Origin of the sequence: Bacillus sp. FSL P4-0334 (assembly GCF_038004825.1) — a bacterium.
Classification (GTDB): Bacteria; Bacillota; Bacilli; order Bacillales; family Bacillaceae; genus Bacillus; species Bacillus velezensis.
In genome coordinates this window covers 3,533,258-3,547,672 of sequence record NZ_JBBORX010000001.1, presented here as the reverse complement: position 1 = coordinate 3,547,672, position 14,415 = coordinate 3,533,258, and the positions used below count along the sequence as shown (strand labels likewise).

The 14,415-nt window shown below is 48.4% G+C and carries 17 protein-coding genes and 1 pseudogene; 13 read left to right on the top strand and 5 right to left on the bottom strand.

What is annotated here, in order from left to right:
• Window positions 1-15 precede the first annotated feature (15 nt).
• Window positions 16-1,242 (bottom strand): DNA polymerase IV, encoded by a 1,227-nt coding sequence (locus NSQ37_RS18010; protein WP_015240144.1) that lies wholly within the window; start codon window positions 1,240-1,242, stop codon window positions 16-18.
• A gap of 215 nt (window positions 1,243-1,457) precedes the next feature.
• Between NSQ37_RS18010 and NSQ37_RS18005 the strand changes: the two genes are divergently transcribed.
• The 5 genes and pseudogenes from NSQ37_RS18005 to NSQ37_RS17985 all read left to right on the top strand — a co-directional run bounded on the left by NSQ37_RS18005 (window position 1,458) and on the right by NSQ37_RS17985 (window position 3,898).
• Complete coding sequence (locus NSQ37_RS18005) at window positions 1,458-1,928, top strand: GNAT family N-acetyltransferase (RefSeq protein WP_012117908.1); 471 nt, start codon at window positions 1,458-1,460, stop codon at window positions 1,926-1,928.
• A gap of 12 nt (window positions 1,929-1,940) precedes the next feature.
• Window positions 1,941-2,285: an antibiotic biosynthesis monooxygenase family protein gene (locus NSQ37_RS18000; protein WP_007409393.1), complete on the top strand. Its 345-nt coding sequence runs from the start codon at window positions 1,941-1,943 to the stop codon at window positions 2,283-2,285.
• Window positions 2,282-3,247 (top strand): annotated as a pseudogene (locus NSQ37_RS17995) (GNAT family N-acetyltransferase); the annotation flags it as partial. The gene NSQ37_RS18000 and the pseudogene NSQ37_RS17995, both read left to right, overlap by 4 nt.
• A gap of 74 nt (window positions 3,248-3,321) precedes the next feature.
• On the top strand, window positions 3,322-3,684 hold the full coding sequence (locus tag NSQ37_RS17990; protein ID WP_014305346.1) for an iron-sulfur cluster biosynthesis family protein: 363 nt from the start codon (window positions 3,322-3,324) through the stop codon (window positions 3,682-3,684).
• The gene (locus NSQ37_RS17985; protein WP_003153307.1) at window positions 3,659-3,898 is read left to right on the top strand and encodes a DUF2552 family protein; all 240 of its coding nucleotides are present in this window, start codon (window positions 3,659-3,661) and stop codon (window positions 3,896-3,898) included. The genes NSQ37_RS17990 and NSQ37_RS17985 overlap by 26 nt, the downstream gene beginning before the upstream one ends.
• 39 nt (window positions 3,899-3,937) lie before the next feature.
• On the opposite strand, the gene NSQ37_RS17980 is transcribed toward NSQ37_RS17985, so the two are convergent.
• On the bottom strand, window positions 3,938-4,852 hold the full coding sequence (locus tag NSQ37_RS17980; protein WP_253612865.1) for an alpha/beta hydrolase: 915 nt from the start codon (window positions 4,850-4,852) through the stop codon (window positions 3,938-3,940).
• A gap of 122 nt (window positions 4,853-4,974) precedes the next feature.
• Between NSQ37_RS17980 and NSQ37_RS17975 the strand changes: the two genes are divergently transcribed.
• A complete protein-coding gene (locus NSQ37_RS17975) occupies window positions 4,975-5,199 on the top strand; it encodes a YqkE family protein (RefSeq protein ID WP_007409396.1) in 225 nt (74 codons plus the stop codon).
• Between the two features lie 32 nt (window positions 5,200-5,231).
• Here NSQ37_RS17975 and NSQ37_RS17970 read toward each other — a convergent pair whose 3' ends face one another.
• Together NSQ37_RS17970 and mciZ are read right to left on the bottom strand one after the other, a co-directional pair.
• On the bottom strand, window positions 5,232-6,152 hold the full coding sequence (locus NSQ37_RS17970) for an aldo/keto reductase (RefSeq protein ID WP_007409397.1): 921 nt from the start codon (window positions 6,150-6,152) through the stop codon (window positions 5,232-5,234).
• Between the two features lie 62 nt (window positions 6,153-6,214).
• Window positions 6,215-6,337, bottom strand: a complete 123-nt coding sequence (mciZ, locus tag NSQ37_RS17965; RefSeq protein ID WP_003153315.1) for a Z-ring formation inhibitor MciZ — start codon at window positions 6,335-6,337, stop codon at window positions 6,215-6,217.
• 78 nt (window positions 6,338-6,415) lie between these two features.
• On the opposite strand from mciZ, the gene NSQ37_RS17960 reads away from it, so the two are divergent.
• Window positions 6,416-6,970: an NUDIX hydrolase gene (locus tag NSQ37_RS17960; protein WP_003153317.1), complete on the top strand. Its 555-nt coding sequence runs from the start codon at window positions 6,416-6,418 to the stop codon at window positions 6,968-6,970.
• Window positions 6,970-8,133 (top strand): TIGR00375 family protein, encoded by a 1,164-nt coding sequence (locus tag NSQ37_RS17955; RefSeq protein ID WP_032866351.1) that lies wholly within the window; start codon window positions 6,970-6,972, stop codon window positions 8,131-8,133. The genes NSQ37_RS17960 and NSQ37_RS17955 overlap by 1 nt, the downstream gene beginning before the upstream one ends.
• Before the next feature lie 10 nt (window positions 8,134-8,143).
• Here the strand turns inward: NSQ37_RS17955 and NSQ37_RS17950 are convergent, their stop codons facing one another.
• The gene (locus NSQ37_RS17950) at window positions 8,144-8,497 is read right to left on the bottom strand and encodes a helix-turn-helix domain-containing protein (protein WP_007409399.1); all 354 of its coding nucleotides are present in this window, start codon (window positions 8,495-8,497) and stop codon (window positions 8,144-8,146) included.
• 176 nt (window positions 8,498-8,673) lie between these two features.
• On the opposite strand from NSQ37_RS17950, the gene NSQ37_RS17945 reads away from it, so the two are divergent.
• The 5 genes from NSQ37_RS17945 (at window position 8,674) to NSQ37_RS17925 (ending at window position 14,405) form a co-directional block, all read left to right on the top strand.
• Window positions 8,674-9,663, top strand: a complete 990-nt coding sequence (locus NSQ37_RS17945; RefSeq protein ID WP_022553011.1) for a type I asparaginase — start codon at window positions 8,674-8,676, stop codon at window positions 9,661-9,663.
• A 37-nt stretch (window positions 9,664-9,700) separates the two neighbouring features.
• The gene (gene aspA / locus NSQ37_RS17940) at window positions 9,701-11,128 is read left to right on the top strand and encodes an aspartate ammonia-lyase (protein ID WP_003153322.1); all 1,428 of its coding nucleotides are present in this window, start codon (window positions 9,701-9,703) and stop codon (window positions 11,126-11,128) included.
• A 141-nt stretch (window positions 11,129-11,269) separates the two neighbouring features.
• Entirely contained in the window at window positions 11,270-12,676 is a 1,407-nt protein-coding gene (nhaC, locus tag NSQ37_RS17935) for a Na+/H+ antiporter NhaC (RefSeq protein ID WP_032866348.1), read from the top strand.
• Between the two features lie 12 nt (window positions 12,677-12,688).
• Window positions 12,689-14,002, top strand: coding sequence for an NAD-dependent malic enzyme (locus NSQ37_RS17930; RefSeq protein ID WP_007409402.1), 1,314 nt, complete (start codon window positions 12,689-12,691; stop codon window positions 14,000-14,002).
• Window positions 14,003-14,114: 112 nt separating this feature from the next.
• Window positions 14,115-14,405, top strand: a complete 291-nt coding sequence (locus NSQ37_RS17925; protein ID WP_003153325.1) for a hypothetical protein — start codon at window positions 14,115-14,117, stop codon at window positions 14,403-14,405.
• The last annotated feature ends 10 nt before the right edge of the window (window positions 14,406-14,415 follow it).

The window sequence follows — 14,415 nt, the reverse complement described above, 5'->3', positions numbered from 1 at the left end:
GTATATCACCTCAAATTATTTGTAATGCCCGCCGATTTTTTCAGCCCGGTGAAAGGCTTGGCCGGCCTCTGTCAGTGAAGCGGCATGGAGGAGCGACGCAGGGCCGTACCGCTCATGAATATCATCCAATACTTTGCCGAGACTGATCTTTTTTTCCTGGGCATCGAACAGGCTCAGCTGAACATAATCACAGGGCTCCAGCTGGGAAAGGGAGACGCCGGCGCTGCGGACGGGCTCACCGTTCCAATGCTCTTTGAAGAGCTTGACCGCCGCTTTAAAAATATCCATTCCGAAATTAGTCGGAGACACCAGCTTTCTCTGTCTGTGAAAACCTGAAGGGAATTCAAAATCAGCGCCTCTGATGCTGACCGAAACCGTATGGCCGATGTATTGTTTGAAACGGGCACGGCGGGCCACTTCTTCGCTTAACTCCAGCAGCACGACTTTGATATCCTCAAAGCGGCTGTAGTCTCTCGGGAGGGTCATGTTATGGCCGATCGCTTTTTGCCGGCTGTGCGTGTTGACGGTGACCGGAGAGGGATCGATGCCGCGGGCTGTCCGCTGAAGCAATTCGCCGTTAATGCCCCAGCGTTTTTTCAGCAATTCGGCGGGGTGTCCGGCAAGCCCGCCGATTGTGCTGATGCCCATCCGTCTTAAATGATGCTCCATCCGTTTTCCGATGCCGAATAATTTTCCGACCGGCAGCGGCCACAGATCCTGCCTGATATTTGACATATCCAATCTGTGGATGCCGGATGCGTTTTTTTTGGCAAAATGGTCGCAAGCCATTTTCGCGAGCGCCTTATTCGGCCCGATGCCGACACGGGCATAAATTCCGAATTCACGCATAATCGCTTGCTGAATGCTTTTGGCAATTGTAAAAGGATCACCGAACAGCCGCCTGCTTCCGGTCACGTCGAGAAACTGCTCATCGATGGAGTAGGGTTCTACAAGATCGGTATACCGTTCAAACAGTTCGGTAATCATGACGGATACATCAATATACCGCTGCATCCGCGGACGGACAATAACGGCGTCGGGACATTTGGCCTGCGCTTCCCACAGCCGTTCGGCATTTTTTACGCCGTATCGTTTGGCGAGCGGACAAGCCGCAAGCACGACGCCGCTGCGTCTTTCGGGATCTCCCGAGACAATCACGGGCCGGCTTTTGAGATGAGGCGCTTCCGCTTTTTCCACAGACGCATAAAACGATTGCATATCTACAAGAAGAATATCAGCCATAAAAAAACCTCCGGGAACATTTGTTCTGTTTTTCATTGTACCCGAACAATGATCACGTTTATACTGGTAAATCATTCCCCGGCTGGAAGACGTGCTGATTCGTTCGCTTGAAAAGAAATCATTTACAATTGCAAACAACCCACATATAATTTTTTATATTCCAATGAGAAGAGCTGACATTCATTTTGCCGGACGAAAAGGAGAGTCAATCGATAATGGATATTCGAACAATTACCTCTGAAGACTATGAAATGGTTACGTCTGTTTTGAATGAATGGTGGGGCGGCAGGCAGATGAAAGACAAACTGCCGCGCTTGTTTTTTGAACATTTTCAGGACACAAGCTTTATCACGTACGGGCCGGAGGGAATGACCGGTTTTTTAATCGGTTTTCAGTCACAATCAGACCCTGAGACAGCCTACATTCATTTTTCCGGTGTGCATCCGGATTTCAGAAAAATGCAAATTGGAAAACAGCTCTACGACCGATTTATGGAGACGGTGAAGAAAAGGGGCTGCACGAAAGTCAATTGCGTGACGGCGCCTGTCAATAAAGTATCAATCGCTTATCATACAAAATTAGGATTTGAAGCTGAAAAAGGAACCAAAACCGTAAACGGAATCCCTGTTTTTGCGAATTATGACGGTCCGGGAGAAGACCGGATTCTGTTTGTGAAATATATGTAGAGGGGGATGAATATGGGTTTTTTAGCTGACACGCCCAAACCGCCCTATTATGCGGTCATTTTTTCATCAATAAAGGGAAAATATGATGAGGAATATGAACATACGGCAGAGCGCATGATGAATTTGGCAGGCGGACAGCCGGGCTTTTTAGGTGCGGAAAGCGTTCGGGAGGAAAACGGCTGCGGCATCACGGTTTCCTACTGGGACAGCCTGGAAGCGATTAAAAGGTGGAAAGATCATACTGACCACCAGGCGGCAAAACAAAAAGGAAAAAGCGCCTGGTATGAAGCGTACGCGGTCCGCATTACGAAGACGGAGTCTCAGCGGATGTTTGCGTCAAAAGGGGCGGAAGATTGATTACATTTTTACAGCATACACAAGAACAGACCGCGCGGGAAATTGCGGCGGTTCAGCGCTGCGCTTATCAAAAAGAAGCCGAGCTGATCGGCTTTTTCGGCATTCCCGCCCTGCATGAAACACCCGATGATATACAGCGGTCACGGGAGACGTTTGCCGGTTTCAAGGAAAAAGATCAGCTTGCAGGCGTCATTTCGTATGAAAAAAAGGGATATGACCTTGTCATATGCAGGCTGACGGTGCACCCGTCCGGCTTTCGGAAAGGAATCGGACGGGCGCTTATTCAATTTGTGATAAATCAAAACCGGGACGCCCAAAAAATAGAGGCGGCTACCGCCAGCCAAAACGTTCCGGCAGTCTCTCTCTATTTAAAAATAGGTTTCACAGAAGCCGGACAGATAGAGACGCCGGAAGGGCTGACCCTCTCGTTTTTTCATCTTTATCCGAAGAGGAAAGCGGAAGTTGTTCCGTACAAGCCGGAATGGAAAGAAATATTTGAAAGAGAGAAGACGGACTTGATCCGAATCTTCGGCCCAGCACTTCATTCTGTCAGCCACATCGGCAGCACCTCTATCCCAGGGATGGCCGCCAAACCCGTCATCGATATACTGGCGGAGGTTAAAGATATTTCGGACGCTGACCGATTCAGTCCGCAACTGGAAGCACTCGGCTATGAGGCGAAAGGGGAAAACGGGATAGAGGGCCGGCGTTTCTTTCAAAAAGGCGGCAACAAGCGCACACACCACGTTCACATATACGAAACAGGCCATCCGGACGTGAAGCGTCATCTGCTGTTCCGGGATTACCTCACCGCAAAGCCTGAAAAAGCGGCTCAATACATGGAACTGAAACGGCACCTCGCTAAGACGTACCCATACGATATGGCAAAGTATAGTGAAGGGAAAAATGACTGGATCAAGGCGGCTGAACAAGAGGCAAAGGTCTGGGAGAGCGGGCTGCTGTAAAGAAAGCAGAAACAATGCATACAGCGGCTCGGTATGCTACAATGGCGAAAATGAAAAACGGAGGATCATCTATGCAAATACATGTGACGGATGCGGCGAAACACACACTTCAGCAGGCAATGGACGCCAACCCGGGGAAAAAAGCGCAGCTCCGCTATGACGCAGAAGGCTGCGGGTGCGCGGTGAGCGGCGTGCCGACCATCTGGCTGGCGGACGAATTAACGGGACAATGCGAAGCCATTGAAACCAACGGACTTCCGCTTTACATCCAGACCTCACAAAAAGTGTTTTTTGACGAGGAAATGACAATCGATTACAATGAAAAGGCAAAAACGCTCGTCTTAAAAAGCCCGGCAGAGATGCTGAGCCCGAGAATGAGCATATTAGTAAAGCAGGGAGAAACGGAAAGTGAATCAAAAGCTGAAAGCCATTAAACAGACGGCACAGCATAAAACGTGGGTATCCTTTCTGAACAACAACCACCCGTACAGTCTGCTGCACTGGTCCATCGGAGGCGCTGAATCCGTTCAGAAGGATGTCTGGCTGCTTCAGGATGAGATGACCTTCAAAGCGCAGGAGTTTACGACAATCGACCTCGCCATTGACTGGATCGGAGAAAATATGGACGGGATTACCGACGTTTTATGACGGGAAAGCGAAAGAACCAGCATACGTTCTTTCGCTTTTTTACGTTTGCGTCATGGTATCTAAAAAGGTTTGAACGGCTTTACGGTAGCTCTCCGGATTTTTGGTGTACGACATGGCATGCCCGCCCGATTCGGCCAGATAGAGCATCTTAGGGCCGCTTTTTTTGCGGTGCAGCAATTCGGAACAAGCGGAGGGTATATAATCATCTTCCTTACTGTGAATAAACAGCACGGGCTGCCGGATGCGGCTGATAACCGATAGAGGAGATACATCACGGATACGGTAGCCTTCTCTCATCCGCAAAAAGAAATCAGCCAAAGGCAGAAGCGGCCACGGAGGCAGCCGGAACTCCCGTTTCAGCCTGTAGGCGAGCTGATCGCGAAAGCTTGCGAACGGACAGTCCGCAATATAAAAATCAGCGCCGTTTTCATCCTGATGCCCGCCCGCGTATAATAAGGCCGTCACCGCCCCCATCGATTCCCCGTGGATGCCGATTTGACCGCCGTCTCCGGTTTTGTGTCTCACCCAATTCACGGCTTCTTCCAAATCATCTTTTTCAATATAGCCGTAGCTCGTCGTTCTGCCGCCGCTTTTTCCGTGCCTGCGGTGGTCATATACGAGCACATTCCAGCCTAAATCTAAAAATAAATCCATGTATTTCAATGAATTGAACGAATTTACGGTAACGCCGTGACAAATAATCATGGTGTTTGCCGTATGATGCGGGGCGATGTAAAAGCCTTTGATCTCATACCCGTGGCGTGACAGGATGACGGCCTCTTCTTTTTCCATGGCCTGAAAGGAATCAAATCTATCATGCCCGTCCGCCGTTTCTTTTTTCATGATATCTTCATCCGTCTTTTTCTTCATAAACATAATCAGATTCGTAAAAGCGAATCCGGCAGCCAAAAAGACTGCGCAAGCCGAACCGAACACCGCCAGCCATTTTTTCACACAGGCACCCTCCTTTCATATGAAAAATCCTTCCTCCGGCTATTCAGGACCGTGAACGTTGCCGGCCTCCGGCGCTCCGTGGTACACTTGCTTCACCATATTCAGATACGGGGGGCGTAATGATGAAAAAGCAGCTGCCTAAAGAAAAACACAGCTTAAAAGACGATCTGGAGGAAGATCTGAAGGCCAGGCTTTTGCAAATGAAAAGTGAGCTGAAGGAAGAAGACGAGAAAAAACAGGCGCAGCAAAAGGCGGAACAAATCAGAAAACGAAAAGAAAAAGAAAAACATAAAAGCTTTGAAGAGCTGCTGAATGAAAGCAGTCTCGATTGGCACAAATATAAATAAACCGGCATCTGAAAAGGTGCCGGTTTTATTATTTAAGAACGATGGGCTTCGTATACGTCCCGTTTTGTATGGTATTGCAGGGCTTTGATTTCCTGGCTGCTTAAACGCCGGGCCTCTGCAGCCGAACAGTTTTCTCTCAGCTGCTCAAGTGAGCTGGCTCCGGTGATGACAGAAGCGACGGCCGGCTGTGACAGCAAGTATTGAAGAGAAAGCTCCGTCATGCTCAAGTCAGGTGCGGCAGCGCTGATCGCTTTTTTGGTTTCTGCCAGTTCTGCAAAAGAATATGTTAAATAGCCGTTCTCTTTTACGCTTGCGGCCGCTTGATCAAGCGGTTTTTCCGTAAGAAGCCCTTTAGCGACAGGCCCTCTTGCGACTACGCTGATTCCGTTCTCCTCTAAAAGGGGAAGCCACTCCTCGGGACGCCGGTCCAGCAGGCTGTATTGCATCATAACGCTGGTGATATTTGATTTTTTCACATATTCTTTAATAACATTCGGACGAATCGAGGAAATGCCGTAATACCGGATGACACCTTCCTGTTTTAAGTCCTCAAATGCTTCGATCGTTTCGTCAATATGGTCTTCCATCGTGCCGCCGTGCAGCTGATAAAGGTCGATATAGTCCGTTTTCAGCCGGCGCAGGCTGTTTTTGACCGCTTCTTTTATGTAGCCCTTGGAAGCGTCCCAATGCCAGCCGTCTTTATCATCATTCCAGCGGTTTCCGGCTTTCGTGGCTAAAATGATGTCGTGCCTGCGGTTTTTGACGGCCTCCCCGACAATTTCCTCATTTCTGCCGAAATCATAAAGATCAGCGGTATCTAAATAATTGATTCCAAGCTCGATCGCTTCATCCAAAATAGACAGCGCTTTAGCTTTATCCGTGCCCAGCGACATACAGCCGAGCCCGATTTCGCTTATTTCTAAATCAGAATGTCCCAGTGTGCGTTTTCTCATCGTTTCGCTCCTTTTTATAGTCTTTTATTGACCGTAATATAAAGGCGCGAAGTTTTCAACTGTTAAGGCCCGGTGATCCAATCTCCGACATAGCGGAATGTCCGTCCGTATTCTTTCAGTTTAGCCCGCACTTCCCACGCCTTTCCGACCAATACGATACTCTTATCCTTCCGGTACACCTTCAATCGAAAAGCACCTCCCTCTCATGCATGTATGATAAAATATATGAGGCATAATAGAGAGACAGAACGGGAGATGACATGATGAAACATTTAGAAGAAAAAACACTTGCGAAAAAAAAGCTGTATGACGGGAAAGTCATAGATCTTTACTTAGAGGACGTAGAGCTCCCGAACGGAAAAACAAGCAAGCGGGAAATCGTCAAACATCCGGGAGCGGTGGCCGTACTTGCGGTGACCGAGGAAGGAAAAATCATTTTGGTGAACCAGTTCAGAAAGCCGCTGGAACGGACAATCGTTGAAATTCCGGCCGGGAAGCTTGAAAAGGGGGAAGAGCCGGAACATACGGCGTTAAGAGAGCTCGAGGAAGAAACGGGATATACGGCGGAAACCTTGACGAAAATCACCGCTTTTTATACATCACCCGGGTTTGCTGATGAAATCGTGCATCTCTTTCTTGCGGAAGGGCTTTCGCCGCTGGAAGAAAAACGAGAGCTGGATGAGGATGAATTTGTCGAAGTCATGCAGGTCACGCTTGAAGAGGCCGTGAAGCTGATTGAATCCCGCAGGGTGTATGACGCAAAAACGGCTTACGCGATTCAGTATCTCCAGCTGAAAGAAGCGCTGAAGGAAAAATGATGAAAACCATCTATGCGGATCTGCATATTCATATCGGCCGCACCTATACGGGAAAACCGGTCAAAATCACCGGGGCCAAAACGTTGACGCTGCACCGGATTTTAGAAGAAGCCAGTGAGGGGAAGGGAATTGAACTATTGGGCATCATCGACTGCCATTCCCCGGAAGTCATAGAAGAAATCGAGCGCGGAATTGAAGAAGGCGGATACCGTGGGCTGAAAGAAGGCGGCATCCGGTATCGGAATACGACGCTTCTGTTGGGCAGTGAGCTTGAAATCTATGATCACACATGCCGCGGGCCGATTCACGTTCTCGTCTTTATGCCGTCTCTTGCCGAAATGAAGATGTTTTCTGAGTGGCTTGCAAAAAGGCTTAAAAATATCCATCTCAGTTCCCAGCGCATTTATGAAACCGGTTTGAATCTTCAAAGGAAAACAAAGGAATTGGGCGGCCTGTTTATTCCCGCCCATATGTTCACCCCGCATAAAAGCCTGTACGGAAAAGGGGTCAGATCTTCTTTGACAGAAGTTTTCGACCCGTCGCTCATTGACGCGGCGGAACTCGGGTTAAGCTGTGACACCGACATGGCTTCGCGGGTAACAGAACTTGATCCGTATACATTTTTAACAAATTCTGATGCGCATTCCTTAGGAAAAATCGGCAGAGAATATAATGAAATGCTTCTTAAAGAAGCGAATTTCACGGAATTTTCGCTGGCTTTAAAAGGGAAGGACGGAAGAAAAATCACGGCGAATTACGGGCTGAACCCGAAGCTCGGGAAGTATTACCGGACGGCTTGCGACCGCTGCGGCAGCCCGGTTGAAAAAGGAGCTTCCGCATGTCCGGAGTGCGGGGGGAAAACAATGACAAAAGGGGTCAGTGAACGGCTGGAGGAACTGAGCGGCCCGAAAAAAAGCCGCGTGCCGCGGCCGCCGTATATTCATCAAATCCCGTTGCAGTTCATTCCCGGGGTCGGGCCGAAAACGTTAGAAAAACTGAAGCGGGCTTTCGGGACGGAGATGGCGATTCTTCATCAGGCGCAAGAAGAGGAATTGGCGCGTGTCGTCCAGCCTAAAATAGCGGCTGTCATTCATAAAGCGCGCACCGGGCAGCTTGTCCTTGAGGCCGGGGGCGGAGGGACGTACGGCAGAATCAAGCCGTAAAAGCCGGTTTTTAGCGGAGCTCCTCCTGCACCTTCTTTTTCGTGCGGACAAACGCAATCAATTCGATGATTTCATCCTGATTCAGCGGCTGTCCGTCAACGGTCAGTGTGCCGCGGCCTTGTGCGGCGTTTGTTAATTCGATGGTCTGGGCAAACGGCTCCGCCTTTTTTTCAGTGCGCCCGAGTAAATCGTCGCACGTCGTGTCAAACAGATCGGCAAGCGTGCCCAGCGCCTCGAATGACGGACGCCGGTATCCTGATTCATACCCGGCGTACGTGCTTTTGGCGATGCCGAGACGGTCAGCCGTATATTGAAGAGACCAATTTTTCTTTTTTCTCAGTTCAGTTAAACGATCTAAATTCATATTCAAAACCGCTCCTTTTCACTTGAGCAAATTATATCATATCGATATGCAAAAGTGTACGCGAATTGAATAATAATCACTTGATTAATTTCATTCGTCTGTCTATAATTTGATTAAAAGTATGCGAAAAGCGAATGCTTAACACATCTTGAGAAATGGATGAAGAGGTGCAGGGTATGAAAAAATTATTGCTGTTAACAACCGGAGGAACAATCGCCTCAGTCGAAGGAGAAAACGGGCTTGCACCCGGGGTGAAAGCAGACGAATTGTTAACCTACGTATCAAAACTTGATAACGATTACACGATGGAAACCCATTCGTTAATGAACATCGACAGCACAAATATGCAGCCTGAATACTGGGCCGAAATCGCAAATGCTGTCAAAGAAAAATATGACGCATATGACGGGTTCGTCATTACGCACGGAACAGACACAATGGCCTATACATCAGCGGCACTGTCTTATATGCTTCAGCATGCTGATAAACCGATCGTCATTACGGGTTCGCAAATCCCGATTACATTTCAAAAAACCGATGCCAAAAAAAATATCACGGACGCGATCCGCTTCGCATGTGAAGGGGTGGGCGGCGTATACGTCGTATTTGACGGCAGAGTCATTCAAGGCACACGCGCCATTAAATTAAGAACGAAAAGCTATGATGCATTTGAGAGCATTAACTATCCGTATATCGCGTTTATTACCGAAAACGGAATTGAATACAACAAACAAGTGCACATCCCAAAAGACGATGCTTTTACGGTCAATACTTCACTTTGCACGGACGTGTGCCTGCTCAAGCTACACCCTGGGCTGAAACCGGAAATGTTTGATGCATTAAAGGGCATGTACAAAGGAATCGTCATTGAAAGCTACGGCAGCGGCGGCGTGCCGTTTGAAGGAAGAGACATTCTCGCCAAAGTCAATGAAATGATTGAAAGCGGCATTGTCGTCGTCATTACGACACAATGTCTTGAAGAAGGAGAGGACATGAGCGTCTATGAAGTCGGCCGAAGAGTTAATCAAGATCTCATTATCCGCTCCAGAAATATGAACACGGAAGCCATCGTGCCGAAATTAATGTGGGCGCTCGGCCAGTCTCACAACTTGGCTGAAGTCAAAAACATTATGGAGACACCGATCGCAGACGACGTTGTACTGTAAAAACATGACTACCACAAAGAGAAAGTAGGGTTTTAGCATGACAAACGCGCAAAAAGAATATCGTCAGGAAAAAGATTTCCTCGGAGAAAAACAAATTGAAGCTGATGTGTATTACGGAATACAAACGCTGCGCGCGAAAGAAAACTTTCCGATTACCGGCTACCGCATCCACGAAGAAATGATTAATGCGCTCGCCATCGTCAAAAAAGCGGCGGCGCTTGCCAACATGGATGTAAAACGGCTGTATGAAGGAATCGGAAATGCGATTGTACAGGCCGCAGATGAAATCCTTGAGGGAAAATGGCATGACCAATTTATCGTCGATCCGATCCAAGGGGGAGCCGGAACGTCCATGAACATGAATGCCAACGAAGTAATCGGCAACAGGGCTCTTGAAATCATGGGCCATAAAAAAGGTGAATACATTCACCTCAGCCCGAACACACACGTCAACATGTCACAATCGACGAACGACGTGTTTCCGACGGCAATCCATATTTCAACCTTGAAACTTTTGGATAAGCTCCTTGATACGATGGCGCATATGCTCAGTGTCTTTAAAGATAAAGCGAAACAATTTGATTCTGTCATTAAAATGGGGCGCACACACCTTCAGGACGCTGTGCCGATCCGTCTCGGACAGGAATTTGAAGCATACAGCCGCGTGCTTGAGCGTGACATAAAGCGAATTAAACAATCCCGCCAGCATCTGTATGAAGTAAACATGGGGGCAACGGCCGTAGGTACGGGACTTAACGCCGATCCGCGCTACATAGAACAGGTTGTGAAGCACCTGGCTGACATCAGCGGACTGCCGCTTGTCGGCGCCGGCCATTTGGTTGACGCCACACAAAACACTGATGCGTATACGGAAGTTTCAGCCGCGTTGAAAGTATGCATGATGAACATGTCGAAAATCGCCAACGATCTGCGCTTAATGGCTTCAGGTCCGCGCGCGGGACTTGCGGAAATTTCACTGCCCGCCCGTCAGCCGGGATCATCCATTATGCCTGGGAAAGTCAACCCTGTAATGGCAGAGCTGATCAACCAAATCGCCTTCCAGGTCATCGGGAATGACAATACGATCTGCCTCGCTTCAGAAGCGGGCCAGCTGGAGCTTAACGTAATGGAGCCAGTACTCGTATTTAACCTGCTTCAATCCATCAGCATCATGAATAACGGGTTCCGTTCATTTACCGATCATTGTCTGGCGGGAATTGAAGCCAACGAAAAACGTCTGAAGCAATACGTGGAAAAAAGCGTCGGCGTCATTACAGCGGTCAATCCGCACCTCGGGTATGAAGCGGCTGCGCGAATTGCCCGTGAAGCAATCATGACGGGGCAATCTGTAAGAGATCTTTGCCTTCAAAATGATGTACTGACAGAAGAAGAATTGGATATCATTTTGAATCCATATGAAATGACAAAACCGGGGATTGCCGGAAAAGATCTATTAGAAAAATAAATTTTAAAGCAACAACAGCCGCCTTTTCACGTTTTTTAGTGAATAGGCGGTTGCCATACAAAGGGATGAGGCAGTATAGTATAATTTGTTATATCATTTGATGAAAGCGTTTTAGCTTTTTTCTTCTAGGGGGATTTTCTTGTGAAAGAGGCCAGATTGCCAAATTTATTGGAAATTATTATCTTATTATTCGGGTTTTTAGCACTTGTCTTATCGTTCACAGTGTTTTTAGACCTGCCGATCCAGCTAGCTCTATTAATATCCTGGTTTTTCGCTATTATTCTCGGAGTCAGGCTGGGATATTCATATAAAGACTTGCAGGCTTCGATTGTCACCGGGATATCAAACGGTCTTGAAGCGGTATTGATTCTCGTTTCGGTCGGTGCGCTCATCGGGACATGGATTGCCGGCGGCGTTGTGCCGACGTTAATTTATTATGGTTTAGAGTTTATTAATCCTCATATTTTCCTTCTGGCCACACTGGTTATTTGTTCCGTTATGTCCGTTGCGACCGGAACGTCGTGGGGAACCGTGGGAACCGCAGGGATCGCCATGATTGCCATCGGAGAGGGAATGGGTATACCGCTTCCGATCGTAGCGGGAGCCGTTTTGTCCGGCGCTTACTTCGGAGACAAGCTTTCACCGCTGTCTGACAGTACGGTGCTTGCCTCCACGCTTTCTAAGGTGGATGTGCTGTCACACGTCAGAGCGATGATGTATCTGTCAATTCCGTCCTATATTATTACGGCCATTCTGTTTACCGTAACGGGATTTATATACGGCGGAAAAAATATTGATCTCGGCAAAGTGGAATTTTTAAAATCTTCATTGCAGAAAACGTTTGACATTCATATATGGATGCTCATTCCGGCTGTTGTCGTCGTTGTCCTTCTGATTTTGAAAAAGCCGTCTATGCCCGTTATTATCATCGGTGCTTTGCTTGGCGCAATCTGGGCTTCCGTCTTTCAGGGAATGAATTTTGCCAGTGCCATCGCGACTGCTTATAATGGTTTTTCTATTAAAACGGACGTCGAATTTTTAAACGGCCTGTTAAACCGCGGAGGCATTACCGGTATGCTGGATACGTTAGTCGTTATCCTGTTCGGTCTCGGTTTTGGAGGAATTCTTGAGAAGCTCGGCGTATTAAAAGTGATTGTCTCAACTTTTGAGAAAAAGCTGACCACACCGGGAAATGTAACGCTTTCGACATTGATCGTCGCCCTTTTAGGAAACATTTTCGGCTGTGCGATGTACGTGTCATTGATTCTGACGCCGAAAATCATGGAGAACAGTTATGATAAACTGAAACTTGACAGAAGAGTTTTATCCCGGAACGCAGAGGTGGGCGGCACGCTTACTTCAGGGATGGTGCCGTGGTCTGATAACGGCATCTATATGGCCGGCATTCTCGGCGTATCCACATTTTCTTATCTGCCGTTCATGTGGCTCAGTTTTGTATCTATCGGACTGGCAATATTGTACGGATACACGGGGAAATTCATTTGGTACACGAAAGAAAAATCCTTGCAATCTCAAAAATTGGGTTAGGAGGTTCATTTCATGATTACAAAGCATATGATTCGGACGTTAATGATTGAAACGCCGACTGTTCCCGGAAATCTCGGAAAAGTGGCAACCGCCATTGGAGTGATGGGCGGAGATATCGGGGAAGTTGAAACTGTTAAAGTCGGCCCGAACTACACAATGCGCAACATCACGGTGCAGGCCGAAAATGAAGAGCAGCTGCAGGAAATCATTCAAGCCATTGAAGCTCTCGGTGAAGGCATCCGGCTTCATACAGTCTCAGATGAAGTGCTCTCTGCTCATGAAGGCGGCAAAATTCAGATGAAAAGCAAAATGCCGATCCGGACACTGGCTGAGCTTGGGCGTGTTTATACGCCGGGTGTCGCCGATGTGTGCAGACTGATTGAAAACGAGCCTGAAAAAGCGTCCATCTATACGACAATCAGCAATTCTGTCGCCATTGTCACCGACGGAACGGCGATTCTCGGCCTCGGCAATATCGGCTCTGTCGCCGGAATGCCCGTAATGGAAGGGAAAGCCGCGCTTTTTGACCAGCTGGCGGGTATCAGCGGAATTCCGATTTTGCTCGATACCTCTGATCCGGAAGAAATCATTCGCACGGTAAAACATATTTCTCCGGGGTTCAGCGGAATTCTGCTTGAAGATATCGGTTCGCCCCACTGCTTTGACATTGAAGACCGCCTGAAAGAAGAACTGGACATTCCGGTTATGCACGATGACCAGCACGGCACGGCGGTCGTCACGCTCGCCGCCGCCATTTCCGCTTGTAAAAGCGCCGGTCTTGATTTAAAAGAAGCGAAGGTCGGTCAGATCGGTCTCGGCGCGGCAGGCGTCGCCATCTGCCGCATGTTTATGGCATACGGAGTCAAAGCGGTCTGCGGAACGGACAAGTCAGAAGACGCAATGAACCGCCTCGCTCAGTACGGAGGTCAGCCGCTTGGAAGCATCAAAGAATTAATGGACACGTGTGACATTGTGATCAGCACCACAGGAGTTCCGGGTCTCATTAAAAAAGAGGATGTCAGAAAAGGACACGTCATTCTGGCTTTATCTAATCCGAAGCCGGAGATTGAACCGGAAGAGGCATTACAAGCCGGAGCCGCTTATGCAGCTGACGGCCGTTCGGTCAATAATGTTCTCGGCTTCCCGGGGATTTTCCGCGGCGCGCTGAACGCCAAAAGCAAGAAAATCGACCATGAAATGCTTGTGGCGGCCGCAGAAGCCATCGCCTCTTGCACGAAACACGGCGATCTCGTGCCTCAGCCTTTGGATGCGGACGTGCATCAAGCCGTATCAGCAGCCGTAGAACGGGCCGCGGCAGGGAAATAAACAACTCTTACAGTACCGGACATGTGCCGGTGCTGTTTTTTTATCATGAATAGGAAGCGGAATTCTTAGGCAGGCTAACAGATAGCAAAAGACGGAATAAAGAGGTGTCGATGTGGATTATTTTCCGCTGATCCATACAAATATTTGGGATGCTGTGATCGGCGTGCCGGTCGTCTTATGTGTCACACAGCTGATCAAAGTGTTCTGCCGGGTTCCGGGCATATTCGTTCCCACGATTGCCCTTGCTGCCGGAAATGTTGTGTCTATCGTTTTCGGTCATCATGAACACGTGTATGCGGGGATTTTTATGGGTTTTTTTTACGGATACGCCGCAATGGGGAGCTATTCATCTGCCAAAACGTCTCTGCGCGCTTACCGGTCGAAACATGAGCCGTATTCATGAACACATCCGG